The organism is Clostridium sp. CTA-17 (assembly GCF_054767895.1).
Genome location: NZ_BAAABF010000004.1, coordinates 233,454 through 248,439, shown reverse-complemented (window position 1 = coordinate 248,439; position 14,986 = coordinate 233,454). Strand labels below are relative to the sequence as shown.

Genomic DNA, 14,986 nt, shown 5'->3' with positions numbered 1-14,986 from the left:
ATGAGAATTAATGAATATTTTTATTCACATATTCTCTTCATACTATTTATAAGTTATTTTTGTATAATGACTTTTTAATTTTATATTTTTTAATTATATAATTTAACTCCTTAACTTTAATATTAAACAAATTAAAGCTGATAATATTAGCAATATAAGAACTTTTGAGTCTAATAAGAATAATCCAGAGGATGAGTAAGCTGAATCAAATATCTCGCTCCACACCACAGAGAAGCTTCTATCTATGGCTGTAGGACTTATATATTCAATTTTATCTTCTGGTGTGTGAATTCTTGTTACATCACCATCATTTATTGTTATTGCATCAAAACCTTCTTTAACAAAGCTTGCGTGGTCAGAGGAATCTTTATTTTCTATAATATTAGTTATGTTCTTTTCATTACAAATTTCACAAAGCCTATCTAGTAAATCACTGTGGAAACAAGTATCTTCTCCTGCCATAAATGTAAGTGGGATATCTTTATCACTTCCAATCATATCAAAGTTAATAACTGTAGCATCTTTTAATAATTCTTTATTTTCTTTAGCAAAATTTTTAGAACCTAGTAATCCAAATTCTTCAGCATTTAGAGAGACTATTATTATATCCCTTGATGGTTGAGGAAGAGAAGCTAGGAAAGAACTTAATTCTAATAAAAATGAAGCACCAGAAGCATTATCTAAAGCACCTCTATAAATTTCACCAGAAAGTCCTTTTCCCATATGATCAAAATGAGCTGTTAAGACTAAAGGAGGTAAAAATGGATTTTTACCTTTTATAATTCCAGTAACATTGTTAACAACTTTCTCTTTAACCTCATAAGGGATAAAACAGTCTATTTTGTAACCTTTATTTAAATATGTCTCTAGTTCTTTTATAAGATTTGGAGCTACTACCACATATAAGTCACAAGGTGTATCCTCAATAAAAGAGCTTCTAAAATTAAAAGAATCTACTGGAGATGAGAGAAATACAACACTGTTATTAGATGAAGAAGTTCCTTTCATTATTGTAGGAAGAACTTTAAATTCATTTGTATTATCAAAAGTTATATGATTTACCCTAAAGTTTATAAAGGCTTCTTTAAAATCTACTCCATATTTATATGAAGATACTAACTTATTATTTTTATCGTAAACTTTTAAATAAGGCTCTCCTTCAACTAAAATAGGGGCTTTTACATTGAAATCTTGAAGATAACTAGAATTAAGTTTTTTTATGTTTGATTTAATAAAAGAATTTTCAATGAATTCTTGAGCTAAGTAATTACCTTTATTTCCGCAAAGTCTTCCTTCTAATTCATCAGAGGTTAAGTATTCTATATTCTTTAAAACACCTTCTCTTTCAAAGGGATCAAGCCTATTTTTATAAACTAGAGAGAGTTGTATAAGCAAAATAAATGTACAAAGAAGTATATTTATTGTGGCTATATATAATTTTTTCATATTATCCTCCATAAATAATTAGGTTATAATTAAAAGTATGAGATTTAAATTATGTTTATTCAAAAAATTACTATTAATATTAAATTAATAGATAAAACATAGGAGGACATTATGGACAATATAAATCATATTTTATCAAAGGAACTTGGTATTTCATTAAAACAGGTAACAAGTGTTATAGAGATGTTAGATGAAGGAAATACAGTACCTTTCATAGCTAGATATAGAAAAGAAAGAACTGGTGGATTAACAGATGAGGTTCTAAGAAAATTTAATGAGAGATTAACATATCTAAGAAATTTAGAAAGTAGAAAAGAAGATGTTTTAAGAATAATAGAGGAGCAAGAAAAATTAACTCCAGAATTAAAACTAAAAATTGAGAAAGCTACTACTCTTACTGAGGTTGAAGATATATATAGACCTTTTAAAGCTAAAAAGAGAACAAGAGCTACTATGGCTGTTGAAAAGGGATTAAAGCCACTAGCTGAGCTTATTTTATCAGGAGAGTTTAATGGTGATATAGTAGAAGAGGCTAATAAATATATTAATGAAGAAAAAGGCGTTAAAAATGAAGAGGAAGCTCTTCAAGGGGCTATGGATATTATAAGTGAAATAATATCTGATAATGCTGATTATAGAAAATGGATTAGAAATTTTGTTCAAAAGGATGGCATAATTCAGGTAAAAGGAAGCAGTGAAGAACAAACACCTTATGAAATGTATTATGATTATAAGGAACCTGTTAGAACAATTCCATCTCATAGAATATTAGCTATAAATAGAGGAGAAAAAGAAAAAATTCTTTCTGTTAAAGTAACTTGTAATGATGATAAAATTATAGATTATTTAAATAAAAAAGTTTTAAAGGGAAATAAAATTACTGATAAGTATTTAGAAGAAAGCATAAAGGATTCCTTTAAAAGACTTATATATCCTTCAATAGAAAGGGAAATAAGAAGTGAATTAACCTCTAAGGGGGAAGAGGGCGCTATTGATATATTTAAGGCTAATTTAAAAGCTCTCTTAATGCAAGCACCTATTAAGGGGAAAGTTGTAATGGGCTTTGACCCTGGCTTTAGAACTGGATGTAAGGTTGCAATCTTAGATGAAACAGGAAAATTTGTTGAGAATACAACTGTTTATCCAACAGCTCCTCAAAATAGAATTGATGAAACAATAAGTACACTTAAAAAACTTATTAAAAAACATGGAGTTCAAGTTATTTCTTTAGGAAATGGAACAGCTTCAAGAGAATCAGAAGAAGTAATTGCAAAGATGCTTAAGGAAATAAAAGATGAAACAGGAAAAGAGTTATTCTATGTTATAGTTTCTGAGGCAGGAGCTTCTGTTTATTCAGCATCAGAACTTGCAAATAAGGAATATCCAGACTTAGATGTAACTGTAAGAGGAGCAATTTCTATAGGAAGAAGACTTCAAGATCCATTAGCTGAGCTTGTTAAAATAGATCCTAAGGCTATAGGAGTAGGACAATATCAACATGATGTAACTCAGAAAAAACTTGATGAATCCTTAGCAGGGATAGTTGAGGATTGTGTTAATAATGTAGGAGTAGATTTAAATATAGCAACTCCATCACTATTAAGTTATATTTCAGGTATAAATGCTTCAATAGCTAAAAATATTGTTGATTATAGAGAAGAAAATGGTAAGTTTAAAAGTAGAAAAGAGCTTTTAAAAGTTAAAAGATTAGGACAAAAAGCTTATGAACAATGTGCAGGATTCTTAAGAGTTATGGAAAGCAAAGAAGCTTTAGATAATACTTCAGTTCATCCAGAGTCATATGGGGTAGCTAAGGAACTTATAAAAACTTTAGGATATACAGAAGAAGATTTAAAAAATAGCAAATTAGTAGATATAGATGAGAGAGTAAAAGCAAAAGGAATTTCTAACTTAGCAAAAGAATTAGAAGTTGGAGAACCAACACTTAATGATATTATAAAGGAAATTAAAAAGCCTGGAAGAGATCCAAGAGAGGAATTACCTAAACCAATATTTAAGTCTGGCGTAATAGAAATGAAAGATTTAAAACCAGGTATGATTTTAATGGGGACAGTTAGAAATGTATCTGATTTTGGTGCTTTTGTAGATATTGGAGTTCACCAAGATGGATTAGTTCATAAGAGCCAAATGGCAGATAGATTTGTTAAACATCCACTTGATATAGTTAAGGTTGGAGATGTAGTAGAAGTTAGAATATTAGATGTTGATTTAAAAAGAAAGAGAATTTCATTATCAATGAAAAAAGAAGGTTAAGTTAGAAAATTAATTAAAATAAGTGAAAATTTTAGTAGATAAAAATATTTAATATATTGAAATTTATATAAAAAAGAGTTAAAATTATAACAAATAAAATAAAAAAGTCTTCAGGGCGGGGTGTAAGTCCCCACCGGCGGTAAAGCCCGCGAGCTAGTTTTTAGCATGATTCGGTGAAATTCCGAGGCCGACAGTATAGTCTGGATGAAAGAAGATGAGTGTTTAATGATTTAAATTCTGAATTTATATGCCCTGATATAAGTATATGTATCAGGGCTTTTTTATTTGAAAAAAATCATTAAAGACTTAATAGCCCCAGAGGAAGTAACTTTTGGGAGGGGACAAAATGAAAACAAAAACCTTAAACACAAACAGATTCATTAAATTATCACTTTTATCTGCAATTGCAGTAATACTTATGTATATTGACTTTCCAGTAATACCTATATTCCCATGGCTTAAGATTGATTTAAGCGATGTGCCTGTACTTATGGGAGCCTTTGCTTTTGGTCCATTAGCAGGGGTAATAATAGAACTTATGAAAAATTTATTAATATTAATAGTAAAGGGAACTGGAACAGGATTTGTAGGTGAGCTTGCTAACTTTTTAGTTGGAGTGGCTTTAGTATGGCCAGCAGCTTTAGTTTATAATAAAAATAAAACTAAGAAAACTGCTATTTTAGGAATGGTACTAGGAGTTTTATGTATAGAAGTGGTAGGAATATTAGCTAATGTTTATTTATTGCTTCCAGCATACGGTATGGCTATGTCAAAAACAGAGTTAATGCAATATGTAACAGTTGGATTAATTCCATTTAACGGAATAAAATCTATATTGGTTTGTGGAATAACATATGCTTTATATAAAAAGGTTTCTGTATCAATATTTAAGGTTGAACCTATGCTAGATAAACCAAAACAAATGAAAGAAAATTTAGGATAATAGAAAGGGACTATATCAAAATGATATAGTCCCTATTAAAGGATATGTATTAAAATAACTTTTATAAAACTTACAAATATATTCTGAGAATTACTAGATTTCGCTAAGAATTTATAATTATTACTCCGAAGATATTACTAAAACTTCGAAACTTGCTTCGCTTCGAACAGTCTCAGTTTTTTAACGTAATATCTTCTGCGTAATAATTTAAACTCTAAAGCTTATCTAGATATTCTCTTCATAATATTTGTAAGCTTTTTTATTGTATTTTAATAAAGCTCTAATATAAAAATAAATACTAATAAAAAATATATGCTAAATATCATGTCTCCACATTATTATGGCATTTTCTTTTGGATTATTGTAGAAGTTTTTTCTTATCCCTTCTTCTTTAAATCCATGTTTTTTATAAAGGGATTGAGCAGGAATATTAGACTCTCTAACTTCTAATGTAAGGGAATTTATATTATTTTCTTTACATAAAGTAATTAGATTATCTATTAAAAGATTTCCAACTCCTTGTTTTCTATATTCAGGATGTACTGCTACGTTAGTTATATCTCCCTCATGAAAAACAATCCACATTCCAACAAAGCCAATAACCTTGTCTCCATGTAAAGCAACAAGATATTTTGCTAGTTTATTAGAAAGTTCTTTTTCTATAGAATCTATATTCCAAGATTCTGCAAGACTAAGTTTACTTACTTCAAAAACGTCCTTAACATGGGAAGAATTCATAAGTTCTATTTTATATGAATTCATTATTTTAATCTCATTCTTTCTTCATATTCTCTTTCAGCTTGAGATTTTCTTAAGTATATAGGAGCATATGTATTTAAATCATGAGAAACTCCTGACTCTAATAATCTTAATCCTAATTCTCCAACTGATGCTGCTCTTGGATAAGATGAATGACTAGGTGCAAAAGAGCAATTAGGAAGAGCTTCTTCTAAAGCTTCTTTGTGTTTGCTTATTCCATCTCCCACAAATATAACATCTTCATTTTTTTCTTTTATTTTTTCAATTAAGTCAGTTAAAGAAATGCATTCTTTTTCACTAAGAGATACTAGCTCATCTCCTTCTTTTTTATATAGAGAAGCATATACATTTCCTCTAAGAGCATCTATAATAGGACAGATTATTCCATTAAATCCTGAAATATTATAAGCTAAAGCATCAAGGGAAGAAACACAAACAGAAGGTTTTTTACTTCCAAAACTTAATCCTTTAACAGTTGCCATACCAATTCTAAGTCCAGTAAATGAACCAGGACCTTCACTAATAGCAAATCCGTCTAAATCCTTAATCTTTAGATTATTATACTTAAGTAAATCATCTATTAAGTCCATTAATAAAACGGAATGTTGTTTTTTATCATTTAAGTTTATTTCTCCTAGAACTCCTTTTTCACTAACAAGTGCGCAAGTAGCTGTGCTAGAAGATGAATCAATAGCTAATACTAACATTCTTCTATCTCCTTTATGTAGTTATATCTATCACCATAACCATTAATACTTATTTTTCTAAAATTTTCACCCATATCAGGTAATTTTTCTATTTTTATATGTATATACTCTTCAGGAATAAGTTCTTCTATATAATTAGCCCATTCAATTAAGCTTACTCCATCCCCAAATATATATTCATCAAAGCCAATTGCTTCAATTTCATCTGGATCATTAACTCTATAAACATCAAAATGATAAAGAGTTAATCTTCCGCTATGATATTCATTAACTATATTAAAAGTTGGACTAGTTATATGCTCGTCAATTCCTAATCCTTCTGCAATTCCTTTACTTATATGAGTTTTGCCAGTTCCTAAGTCTCCAGTTAAACAAAGAATATCTCCTTTATTTACAAGAGAACCAAGTTGTCTTCCAATATGCATAGTTTTATCTACACTATCTACTATAAATTCCATAAAGAACTCCTTTCAAATTAACACTCTTTAATCATTCTATCCAAATTTAGAGAAAAAGAAAAGAGAGAGTAGATTTAATAAGGTATTTAAAGTTTTATTATGTTCCTTAAATAGTTAAAAATTCTCCTAATATTTAATAAAACATATACCTATAAAATTATTATAATATTAACAATAAAAGGGGAAAAGTATCTTTAATTAATACTTTGATAAATTTAATATAATTGGATAACTATGTAATAATATAATAGTATAATAATAGTATATAGTATGTAAATTTAGGAATTGGGGGGATTTGTATGTTAGTAAAAGCTATTATGACAAAGAAAGAAAATCTAGATTTAGTTGATTCTAATACTAAACTTAAAGATGCACTAAAAATCATGGAGGATAATAAGTTTTTATCAATTCCTGTAGTAGATGGAGATAAGTTTAGGGGCGCAGTGGCTAAAAGCTCTATCTATAAATATTACTTTAAACATAATTTAAGCAAAGATGAAGTGTTAAATAATATTACTGTAGGTGAAATATTAAAAACAGAAGTTCCTATAATAAATAAATCAGAACATATAGAAAAGGCAGTATCCATGCTAGAAAGAATGAGAATTTCTTTTGTGGCTGTTGTAGATGAATTTGATAATTTCAAAGGAATACTAACTCATAAGGCAGTTTTTAGAGAATTTAACAATGCTTTTGGACTTAATAAAGGGGAAAGAATAGTAATAAGATCTTATGATGTCCCAGGACAATTATCAAAAATAACTAAGACAATATCTGAAGAAGGTGGAGATATATTAAGCATAGTTATTGTAGATACAAAGAGTCTAACTGATGTTAAAGAGGTTATAGTTAGGGTTAAAAGTATAGATGTTGAAAATATTAAAAAGAAATTAAAAGAGTCAGGATTCAAATTAGCATAGTAAACCATTATAAACATATAAGTATAGAGCATATATAATATTGATTTTTTAAATTTATATTATATATGCTTTATTTTAATTGATGAAGATAATAGTGAAATGATGAAATAATTACTTTAAATTTAGCTAAATATATTTTTTTATTATCAAATATTATATTATTTTATTAGGGGATTAATATAGATTTTTTATTAAAAATAAAAAATTACATAAAAAACTCTTGCGTTAAGTTTATTTTTAATATATAATAAATTCTGTGTTCAGGGGTATGGCTCAATTGGTAGAGTAGTGGTCTCCAAAACCATTGGTTGTGGGTTCGAGTCCTACTGCCCCTGCCAATTAACACAATAAATAACATAATATTATAGGGGTATGGCTCAATTGGTAGAGTAGTGGTCTCCAAAACCATTGGTTGTGGGTTCAAGTCCTACTGCCCCTGCCAAAAAATCAGTGAATTAATTCACTGATTTTTTTTTGCTTAATTTTAAATAAAAGATTATATTTTGAAAACATGTAAATTATATATAAATATTGTAAACAATTTCAGAACAATGTATAATGTTAAGGGTAAAGTTTAAAATTTAGGGGGATGAAAAATAGTGAGAAAACTAATTAAACCATTAAGTGTAGCTACAATGATGTTCTTATCATTAAATTTATGTTTTTTTAATGGTAGGGTTGTTAAGGGGGAAGAGATTTCTAATGAAACTAAGGTTACCATCTTAGGAACCTCAGATATACATGGAAGATTTGTTCCTTGGGAATATTCATCAGATACTGAAAATAAATCAGGAAGTTTATCACAAATATCAACAATTGTTAAAAGGGAGAGAAATGAAAATCCAAATTTAATTCTTGTAGATGCAGGTGATTCAATTCAAGATAACTTTGTTGAAACTTTCAATAAAGGACCTCACCAACCTATGGTTTTAGGTATGAATAAGATGAAATATGATGTTTGGGAAATGGGAAACCATGAATTTAATTTTGGATTAGATGTGCTTAAACATGTAACAAGTCAATTTGAAGGAAAGGTATTAGCTGGTAATATCTATAATGATGATGGAACAAGATTCATGGATGGATATACTATTATAGAAAGAGATGGTATAAAGATAGGTATTATAGGTATGGATACTCCAATGATAAAAGAGTTTGAAAAACCATATAATATAAAAGGAATTGAATTTAGAGATCCAGTTAAAGAAACAAAAAAGATTATAAAAGAACTAGATGGAAAAGTTGATGCCATGATTGGAGTTATGCATATGGGATTAGATAATGAAAATGCTATTCCCAATACAGGTGTTACAGATATTGCTAATCAATGTCCAGAGCTTACAGCAATTGTAGGAGGACATATGCATAAGTTAGTTAAAAATGAGGTTGTAAATGGAGTTATTATAACTGAGCCAGGAAAGTATGGACAAGCTGTATCAAAAATAGATTTAACATTTAAAAAAGAAAATGGAAAAAATGTACTTAAAAATAAAAATGCAGATACTATCTCAGTAGCTAATGTAGAATCAGATAAAGAAATAGAAGATCTATTAAAACCTTTCCATGAAGAATTGCGTAAAGATGCTAACTCAGTTATTGGAAGACTTGAAGGGGTTAACATGGTAGATGAAGATTACATAAAAGGAATACCTACTATACATATAGAAGATACTCCATTAATTGATTTCTTTCATGAAGTAGGAAAGTATTATAGTAAAGCAGATGTAATAGCTTTATCTATAGATAATGATAAGGCTAGGTTAAATGTAGGTGATATAAAAAAGAAAGATATAGCTTATAACTATAGATATACTGGTGGAGAAATAAGCGTTTATGAAGTAACTGGAAAAGACTTAAAAAAATATATGGAATGGGCAGCTGGTTATTTTAATACATTAAATCCAGGAGATATTACTCCAAGTTTTAATCCTAAAAGAAGAGCCTCAAAGTATAGTACTAATGATATGTTTGGAGGAATAACTTACAAAATTGATTTACTAGAAAAAGAAGGTAATAGGATTAAAGATGTTAAGTATAAAGATGGAAGAGAACTTAAGGATACAGATGTTTTAAAATTAGGAATGAATTCATATAGACTTGGACAATTACAAGGAAAAGGAGGAATCTTTGAAGGAAAAGAATTTAAAAAACTTTGGGATTCTAAGACAGCTTATGGAGAAGAAGAAGGAACAATAAGAAATTTAGCTATAGATTATATTAAAAATGTTAAAAATGGCCTTATAAATGCAAAAAAACAAAATAATTGGTGTCTATTAGGAATAGATCCAAATTCAGAAAACTATAAAAAGGTTAGAGATTTGGTTAATTCAGGAGAATTAAAAATACCTACATCAGAAGATGGAAAATATACTAATATAGCATCAATAAATGAAAAAGATTTACCTCCAGATAATAATACATCTAAAGAAAATGGGGATAATCTTAACTTAGATTCTATTAATAATAAGGATAAAGCAGTTAATGAAGAAAGTAAAAAAGATGTGCCTAAAGTAGAGGAAAACATAGAAAAACAAAAAGATAATAAAGAAAATAATTCAAATGAAGATAATACTTTAGTTAAAGAAGATAGTAAATCTAAAGAAGTGAATGAAAAGAATAATGAACAAAATAACATTGAGGAAGTTTCTAAAAAAGAAAATAAACTTCCTAACACAGGATCTCCTATAGGTGCAGAAGCTATGTCACAAATAGGTATGTTGTTATTAGGTGCAGGTGTAATATTAAAAAAGAAAAATAAAAAATAGATGCTACTTGGAATAACATGGTTAATAATCCTTCTATTTCATAGGTTTATAATCTGAATTATGGTTAATATAATAGTGTAAGCAAGAGATAAACAAAATTTCAAGCTTACAAATTACCAAAGCCAAAGGAGGAATTAGAAATGTCAAAATCATTAGTTCCAGAAGCAAAAAATGGATTAAGTAAATTCAAAAATGAGGTAGCTAGAGAATTAGGTGTACCATTCTCAGATTATAATGGAGACCTAAGTTCAAGACAATGTGGTTCCGTAGGCGGCGAAATGGTAAAAAGAATGGTAGAAGCTTACGAAAGTCAAATAAAATAACAAACCTTTCGCTAATACTGAATTAAAGAAAAAAGATTCATTAAAAAAATAGGAATAATTATAATGATTATTAAATAACCATTATAAAAATCCTATAGTATGATTCTAAAAATTTATAACAGGAGAAAGTGTTATGGAGGGTAAACCGCCAAAACATGATGCTTAAACTTCTACCGCAAAAAAGATTACATAGAGGATATATATCCTCTATGTAGTCTTTTTTTTTGACAATCTCTATGATAAAATTAGAATAAATTGGAATAAGAGAGGTGTCATAGTGGTGAAAAAGGTAAAAATATTGCATTGTAGTGATATTCATTTTGATACTCCTTTTAAAGAGTTACCAAAGGAAATTGGTACAATGAGGAGAGCTGAGTTAAGAGAAAGCTTTAGTAAAATAATAAATAGAGGAATTGATGAAAAAGTTGATTTAGTTCTTTTAGCGGGAGACCTTTTTGACAATGATACTATAGAAAAGAGTACTCTTACTTTTCTAAAGGATCAAATGGATAAACTTGAAAAACACAATATAAGAGTATTTATTTCAGCTGGAAATCATGACCCATATAATAAAAAATCTTTTTATAATATGATTAATTGGGGAAAAAATGTTCATATATTTAATGATGAAATTGAAAGGATAGAGATACCTAAATTAAATACTGTTGTTTATGGAGCATCCTTTAAGGAAAAATATATGAGAGAGTCAAAGCTTAAGTGTTTTACTCCAAAAAAAGAGGACAAGGATTTAGTAAAAATAATGGTTCTACATGGTGATTTAGGGAATAATGAAACAGGAGAATATAATCCCTTATTATTTAAGGAAATAGAAGCAAGTAAGATGGATTATATTGCTTTGGGACATATTCATAAATTTTCAGGAATAAAGAGAATAGGTAAGACCTATTATGCATATTCAGGATGTCCAGAGGGAAGAGGATTTGATGAAGAAGGGGATAAAGGAATAATATTAGGAGATGTATCCCTTAAAGTTGTAGACTTGGATTTTATAAAGATTAATAAAAGAGAGTATTTTGTTAAGGAAATTGATATATCAAATTGTGAAACTAAAGAAGAGGTTATAGATAAGATACTTAATACTATTTCAAAAGAATCAAGAGAAAAAAATCTATTTAAAATCATCTTAAAAGGGAATATAGAAGAGTCTTTTAAAATAGATAGTGATTTAATAGAAAACTTAATTAGAGATAAATTCTTTTACTGTAAGATTGTAAATTCTACTAGAATGAAAGTAGATATTGATGAAATGAGCAATGAGTATTCAATTAAGGGGATTTTTTGTTCTTTAATCAAGGATGCTTTAGAATCTAATGAAGAGGATGAAGAGATACTAGATATAGCTTTTAGAATTGGTATGGAGAGTATTTTAGATGGAGAAGTGAATTTAAATGATAATTAAGAAAATAAATGTGAAATCCTTTGGAAAATTAAAAAATAAAGAAATAGAATTAAAAGATGGATTTAACATAATATATGGTGAAAATGAAAGTGGCAAAAGTACATTACAATCTTTCATAAGAGTCATGCTATACGGAGTTGACAATAAAAGAGGCAAAAAAACTTTATCAGATAGAGCAAAGTACACACCATTAGGTGAAGGAAGTTTTTCAGGAGAGTTACTTGTAGAGGATAATGGTGAAGAAATTTTAATAGATAGAAGTTTTGGTAAAACAAAAAAATATGATGAGGGAAATATATTAAATAATATAACTGGAGAAAAGATAAATAAATACTCATGGCAAGAACCTGGTAAGGATGTATTTAATCTTTCTAGCGAGGGATTTAAGAATACTCTATTTATAAGTCAAATGGGGTGTACTGTAGAGAGTTCCAAGCAGGATGATGTATTAAATAAAATTATTAATATCTTAGAATGTGGAGCTGATGAGGTTTCTTATAAAAAAATAAAAAATAATTTAGAGGAAAATAAAAAGTCCTTAACTAATTCAAGAAAAACAGGAAAACTTGATTTATTAAGAATTAAAGAAAGTGAGCTTTTAGAAGAAAGATATAAAAGAGTAAAAATTCATGAGGAAAATATAGAGAATGAGCTTTACTTAAAGGAGTTAAAAGAAAAAAGAACTGATTTAAATTTAAAAATAGAAGAATTAGAATTACATAAGAAAAATTTAAAAAAATCAGAATTGAAAAATGAGTATGAAAATATAAATGAGTATTTAAATAAAAAAGAAAAATTAGAAGAGGAATTAAAAGATTTATTAGAAGAGTTAAAAGATGTACAATCTATCTGTGATTTAAAAAAGTTAAATAACTTAAGAGATGAGTTTAAAAATTATGAGTTTTTAGAAGAATCACTAAAAGAAAAGGAAGAAAAAATAGATAAGCTAAAAGAATCTATTTATGAGTATAATGAAAAATTAAAGAGTTATGGAATTTTAAATGAAATATCAAATAATTTAGAAACTAAATTAATAGAGCTTAGGATTGAAGATGATAGATTAAGAGAAAATTATCAGGTTATTCAAAAGGTAAAAGAAGAGCTTTATCAGTTAAATGAAAAGAAAGATGATTTTTTAAGTCATTTAAATGCTTTAAAATTAAATGATAATTTGGTGTTACAAATAGAAAAGGATTTAGAAAAATATAATAATGAAAAAATAGATCCTTCAATAAATGCAAATTTAAAAGACGAGAAGAATATTATTGAAGAGGAAAGTAAAAGCTTTTCAAGAAAAATTTTTCTTTTTAGAGTTGGAGAAGTAATAAGTATTTTATTATGTGCTTTCTTATTTATATCCTATTTCAAGAGCGAAAATATAATGACCTTAGCACTTTCAATTTTAGGTATGTTATTATTTATATTTTTATTAGCTAAAAGTAGCTTAAATAAAAAAGAAAAAAATAATATAAGCAGAAGAATAAATGAAATAGATGAGCTTATAAATGAGAAAAAAGAAATAGAAGTATTAAAAAGTAAAATTGATGAATATAAAAAATTCCTTAAGGTAAAAGATGAGTATTCTATTAAAGAAACTTTAGAGGATTATAGATTTATTAAAAAAGAGTTAGATATTCTCTATGTAGAAATTAAGGAAAAAGAGAAAAGTTTGATTTTATTAAAAGAAGATGAAACTAAGGAAAAAATATTAAGTAATGAAGCTTTTATAGATAAGTTACTAAGAGTTACAGGGGCAGGTTCTATAGATGAAATCTTAGAACTTTCAAGGGAAAAGAAAAGTCAGGAAGATTTATTAATAAGAAAAAAATCAGAATTTAATGAGATTAAGGAAGATTTAAATCAATTAAATAATAGAAGATTAGAAATAGAAGAAAAAATAAAAGCTTATTTAGAAAATACATCACTACAAGGTATTCCTTTAGATGAAGTATATTCTAGATTAGAAGAAATAGAAGCTAAAATAGAATATAAGGAAGGTTTAAAAAATAAGTTAAATAGTGTAGAGGAAAACTGCAATCTATTACTTAAGGGAAGAGATGTCTTAGAAGTTAAAAATGGACTTTCATATGAGGAATCAGAGATTAAAAATGAAGTTTATAACAGTGAAGAAGAAATCTTAAATGAAATAAAATTAAAAAATAATGACTTGTTAAATATTGAAAAAGAAATAAAGGATGTAGAATATTTAATTAGTAGCAAAGAGTTAACCTGTAGAAGTTTATTTTTAATAGATGAAGAGATAGCTGAAGTTAAGGAAAGGATTAAGTCCTTAGAGAAAAAACTTAAGGGAGTTGAGATTGCAACAAACTACATGGAAAAAGCCTTTAAGGAACTTCAAAAAAGTTTTGGACCTGTTATAAATAAAAAGGTAGAAGATATCTTTAAAGATGTAACTAAGGGTGCTTATAAAGATTTAAGAGTATCAGAAGATTATAACTTAGTTGTTAAGGATACAAAAAGCAATAAAATTATGGATGCTTCTTATCTAAGTAGTGGAACATATGACCAAATATATTTAGCATTGAGACTTGGCATAATTGACATAATATTTGAAGATAAAAAAGTTCCAATAATATTAGATGAAAGTTTTACTCAGTATGATGATAATAGATTAAAAACTATGTTAGACATAATATATAAGAGAGTTTATAAAAATCAAATAATTTTATTTACATGCCAAAAAAGAGAAATAAATATTCTTAAAGATAAGGAAAAAGTAAATATAATAGAGCTTTAATTTAAAATGAAGGACTTATATCAAAATAAATTTTATATAACTTACAAACAATTATTAGCTATACTTAGTAATTCTAGGAATATGTTTATAAGTTTTATTTATAATATATTTTGATTAGTCCTTTTTTATTTTTATTATAGTTTTATTATAAATATTGACAATAATAGAAAAGTAATATAAAGTTTATATTATAATAATGCGAATCATTTGCAA

General features: G+C 27.2%; 11 protein-coding genes, 2 tRNA genes and 1 riboswitch. Of the genes, 9 read left to right on the top strand and 4 right to left on the bottom strand.

Annotation, left to right across the window (positions count from 1 at the left end; all coding sequences use genetic code 11):
- Window positions 1-102: 102 nt before the first annotated feature.
- On the bottom strand, window positions 103-1,446 hold the full coding sequence (locus ACYUCG_RS09255) for a M28 family metallopeptidase (RefSeq protein ID WP_460268485.1): 1,344 nt from the start codon (window positions 1,444-1,446) through the stop codon (window positions 103-105).
- Window positions 1,447-1,557: 111 nt separating this feature from the next.
- Here ACYUCG_RS09255 and tex point away from each other — a divergent pair, with 111 nt between their 5' ends.
- Complete coding sequence (gene tex, locus ACYUCG_RS09250; RefSeq protein WP_460268484.1) at window positions 1,558-3,720, top strand: RNA-binding transcriptional accessory protein Tex; 2,163 nt, start codon at window positions 1,558-1,560, stop codon at window positions 3,718-3,720.
- A 102-nt stretch (window positions 3,721-3,822) separates the two neighbouring features.
- Window positions 3,823-3,940, top strand: a riboswitch (FMN riboswitch).
- A gap of 126 nt (window positions 3,941-4,066) precedes the next feature.
- Entirely contained in the window at window positions 4,067-4,663 is a 597-nt protein-coding gene (locus ACYUCG_RS09245; protein ID WP_460268483.1) for an ECF transporter S component, read from the top strand.
- A gap of 315 nt (window positions 4,664-4,978) precedes the next feature.
- Here the strand turns inward: ACYUCG_RS09245 and rimI are convergent, their stop codons facing one another.
- From rimI to tsaE, 3 genes are read right to left on the bottom strand one after another with little or no spacing between them, the layout of a single operon-like run.
- Window positions 4,979-5,425 carry a ribosomal protein S18-alanine N-acetyltransferase gene (gene rimI, locus ACYUCG_RS09240; protein ID WP_139934039.1) on the bottom strand — a complete coding sequence of 149 codons (447 nt, stop codon included), beginning with the start codon at window positions 5,423-5,425 and terminating at the stop codon, window positions 4,979-4,981.
- On the bottom strand, window positions 5,425-6,129 hold the full coding sequence (tsaB, locus tag ACYUCG_RS09235; protein ID WP_240298740.1) for a tRNA (adenosine(37)-N6)-threonylcarbamoyltransferase complex dimerization subunit type 1 TsaB: 705 nt from the start codon (window positions 6,127-6,129) through the stop codon (window positions 5,425-5,427). Before tsaB ends, rimI begins: the two co-directional genes overlap by 1 nt.
- Window positions 6,123-6,587 carry a tRNA (adenosine(37)-N6)-threonylcarbamoyltransferase complex ATPase subunit type 1 TsaE gene (gene tsaE / locus ACYUCG_RS09230; RefSeq protein WP_003457392.1) on the bottom strand — a complete coding sequence of 155 codons (465 nt, stop codon included), beginning with the start codon at window positions 6,585-6,587 and terminating at the stop codon, window positions 6,123-6,125. Before tsaE ends, tsaB begins: the two co-directional genes overlap by 7 nt.
- 299 nt (window positions 6,588-6,886) lie before the next feature.
- On the opposite strand from tsaE, the gene ACYUCG_RS09225 reads away from it, so the two are divergent.
- The 7 genes from ACYUCG_RS09225 (at window position 6,887) to ACYUCG_RS09195 (ending at window position 14,773) form a co-directional block, all read left to right on the top strand.
- Window positions 6,887-7,507: a CBS domain-containing protein gene (locus ACYUCG_RS09225; RefSeq protein ID WP_003457372.1), complete on the top strand. Its 621-nt coding sequence runs from the start codon at window positions 6,887-6,889 to the stop codon at window positions 7,505-7,507.
- A 262-nt stretch (window positions 7,508-7,769) separates the two neighbouring features.
- Window positions 7,770-7,845: transfer RNA gene (locus ACYUCG_RS09220), tRNA-Trp, on the top strand.
- Window positions 7,846-7,873: 28 nt separating this feature from the next.
- Window positions 7,874-7,949, top strand: a tRNA-Trp gene (locus tag ACYUCG_RS09215).
- A gap of 157 nt (window positions 7,950-8,106) precedes the next feature.
- Window positions 8,107-10,272, top strand: a complete 2,166-nt coding sequence (locus ACYUCG_RS09210; protein WP_460268482.1) for a 5'-nucleotidase C-terminal domain-containing protein — start codon at window positions 8,107-8,109, stop codon at window positions 10,270-10,272.
- 140 nt (window positions 10,273-10,412) lie between these two features.
- Complete coding sequence (locus ACYUCG_RS09205) at window positions 10,413-10,595, top strand: alpha/beta-type small acid-soluble spore protein (protein WP_003452440.1); 183 nt, start codon at window positions 10,413-10,415, stop codon at window positions 10,593-10,595.
- A 280-nt stretch (window positions 10,596-10,875) separates the two neighbouring features.
- Complete coding sequence (locus ACYUCG_RS09200) at window positions 10,876-12,015, top strand: metallophosphoesterase family protein (protein WP_460268481.1); 1,140 nt, start codon at window positions 10,876-10,878, stop codon at window positions 12,013-12,015.
- Window positions 12,005-14,773 carry an AAA family ATPase gene (locus ACYUCG_RS09195; protein ID WP_460268480.1) on the top strand — a complete coding sequence of 923 codons (2,769 nt, stop codon included), beginning with the start codon at window positions 12,005-12,007 and terminating at the stop codon, window positions 14,771-14,773. Before ACYUCG_RS09200 ends, ACYUCG_RS09195 begins: the two co-directional genes overlap by 11 nt.
- The last annotated feature ends 213 nt before the right edge of the window (window positions 14,774-14,986 follow it).

Excerpts from the sequence above, each read along its gene's own strand:
- ACYUCG_RS09245 (WP_460268483.1), top strand. The coding sequence starts at position 4,067 with ATGAAAACAAAAACCTTAAACACAAACAGATTCATTAAATTATCACTT.
- rimI (WP_139934039.1), bottom strand. The coding sequence starts at position 5,425 with ATGAATTCATATAAAATAGAACTTATGAATTCTTCCCATGTTAAGGAC.
- tsaE (WP_003457392.1), bottom strand. The coding sequence starts at position 6,587 with ATGGAATTTATAGTAGATAGTGTAGATAAAACTATGCATATTGGAAGA.
- tsaB (WP_240298740.1), bottom strand. The coding sequence starts at position 6,129 with ATGTTAGTATTAGCTATTGATTCATCTTCTAGCACAGCTACTTGCGCA.
- ACYUCG_RS09195 (WP_460268480.1), top strand. The coding sequence starts at position 12,005 with ATGATAATTAAGAAAATAAATGTGAAATCCTTTGGAAAATTAAAAAAT.
- ACYUCG_RS09205 (WP_003452440.1), top strand. The coding sequence starts at position 10,413 with ATGTCAAAATCATTAGTTCCAGAAGCAAAAAATGGATTAAGTAAATTC.
- ACYUCG_RS09255 (WP_460268485.1), bottom strand. The coding sequence starts at position 1,446 with ATGAAAAAATTATATATAGCCACAATAAATATACTTCTTTGTACATTT.
- tex (WP_460268484.1), top strand. The coding sequence starts at position 1,558 with ATGGACAATATAAATCATATTTTATCAAAGGAACTTGGTATTTCATTA.
- ACYUCG_RS09225 (WP_003457372.1), top strand. The coding sequence starts at position 6,887 with ATGTTAGTAAAAGCTATTATGACAAAGAAAGAAAATCTAGATTTAGTT.